Genomic DNA, 1,527 nt, shown 5'->3' on the forward strand with positions numbered 1-1,527 from the left:
TATTGGTAAAACGGTGGAAGTGGATCACTTTTACTTTATCATTGGTGGATCACTTTCACATTATCAGGTGGATCAATTTTATATTGACAAACGCATGTACTGTCCCGACAATGGCCTCCTGCCGCTTCACCGGCGATCCTGTTCAAACTCAAGTTTAAACTTTAGCGCCCCATACAATTCCAACGAAGCTAGAAACCCAGTAAAATCAAGGGTCTTAGTTGGCGGAATCCCCAAAAATTGCGGAAGTGTAGTGCCACGCCTACAAATATTTGGTTTTTCTAACCTGCCTTAACATGGTATAATATCTATGCCATGTATGCCAAAACAAAAACTTTCACCAACAAGGACGGCTCCAAAAGAACCTATGTCCAGATAGTCGAAGCCGTCAGGGAGCACGGCAAAGTGCGCCAGAAAGTGGTGGCCAACCTGGGCCGGATAGACGAACTTCAGAAAGGCAGCCTTGACCGGCTCATTGCCAGCCTGGCTAAATTCTCAAAAACGAAATGGATACAGGCCGAAGCTGATAAACTGATGGTTCACAGTGCCAAGGAATGGGGGTTGGATTTAATTTTCCGGCATCTGTGGGAACAGCTTGGCCTGGACTTTATCCTGAAACGTCACTTCTCCCAGGCATACTCCTGCAGCCAGCTGGCTGAGGCCGTCTATGCTATGGTGCTGAGCCGCATCAGCGATCCGCTTTCCAAACGAGGCGTTAATGAATGGCTCAAAGAAGTTTACCGGCCGTCCTTTGACCAGCTGGAACTGCATCATCTTTACCGTGCCCTTGATTTTCTGGCCGAATATAAAGAGGGGATAGAACTGGACCTTTTTGACAGCACCAGAAACCTGTTCGACCTGGAAGTGGACATGATTTTCTGGGACACCACATCCACATATTTTGAAGGCAGAGGACCAGAGGACCGGAGGAATTGGGCCGTTACGGTCACTCCAAAGATCATCGACCGGACAGAATCTAGGTAATGGTCGGCGTGGTGATGACCCGTGCCGGCATACCTATAGCCCATGAGGTTTTCCGGCAATACAGCTGATGTCAACACATTCAGCCAAATCATTGCCGACGTCCGCGAACGGTTTCAACTGACCCGGGTCGTCTTTGTAGGCGACCGGGGCATGGTCAGCCAGGATATTTTAAAAGATCTGGATGAGAAGCACATCGAATACATTGTGGGTATGCGCATGCGTAAAGTCAAAGACGTCGGCGAAGTACTCGGCGGCAGGTACCGGATCGTCAAAGGAAACCTGAAAGTAAAAGAAGTCTGGTACGATGCTGACCGGTACATCGTTTGCCACAATCCCGTCCAGGCCGAACACGACAAAAAGGCCCGGGTGCCGGAAGCTGGAAGAACAGCTTAAAAACGGCGGAATCAAATCGCTGGTGGGCAACCGTGGTTACCGCCGGTATCTATTGCTCAACAAAGACGCCGTGGTGGGTATAGATCAGGAAGCCCTGAGAGAAGAAGCCCGGTATGACGGCAAGTACGTCCTGCGTACCAACTCTCAACTCAG

General features: G+C 49.8%; 1 protein-coding gene and 1 pseudogene. Both read left to right on the plus strand.

The window, feature by feature from the left end; translation table 11 throughout:
* Positions 1 to 292, plus strand: a 292-nt coding sequence (locus J2Z49_RS14680; RefSeq protein ID WP_307403932.1) for a hypothetical protein, incomplete at its 5' end; no start/stop codon positions are given.
* 20 nt (positions 293 to 312) lie between these two features.
* Positions 313 to 1,527: pseudogene (locus J2Z49_RS14895) on the plus strand (IS1634 family transposase); the annotation flags it as partial.

The organism is Desulfofundulus luciae (genome assembly GCF_030813795.1).
GTDB classification, from domain to species: Bacteria; Bacillota; Desulfotomaculia; order Desulfotomaculales; family Desulfovirgulaceae; genus Desulfofundulus; species Desulfofundulus luciae.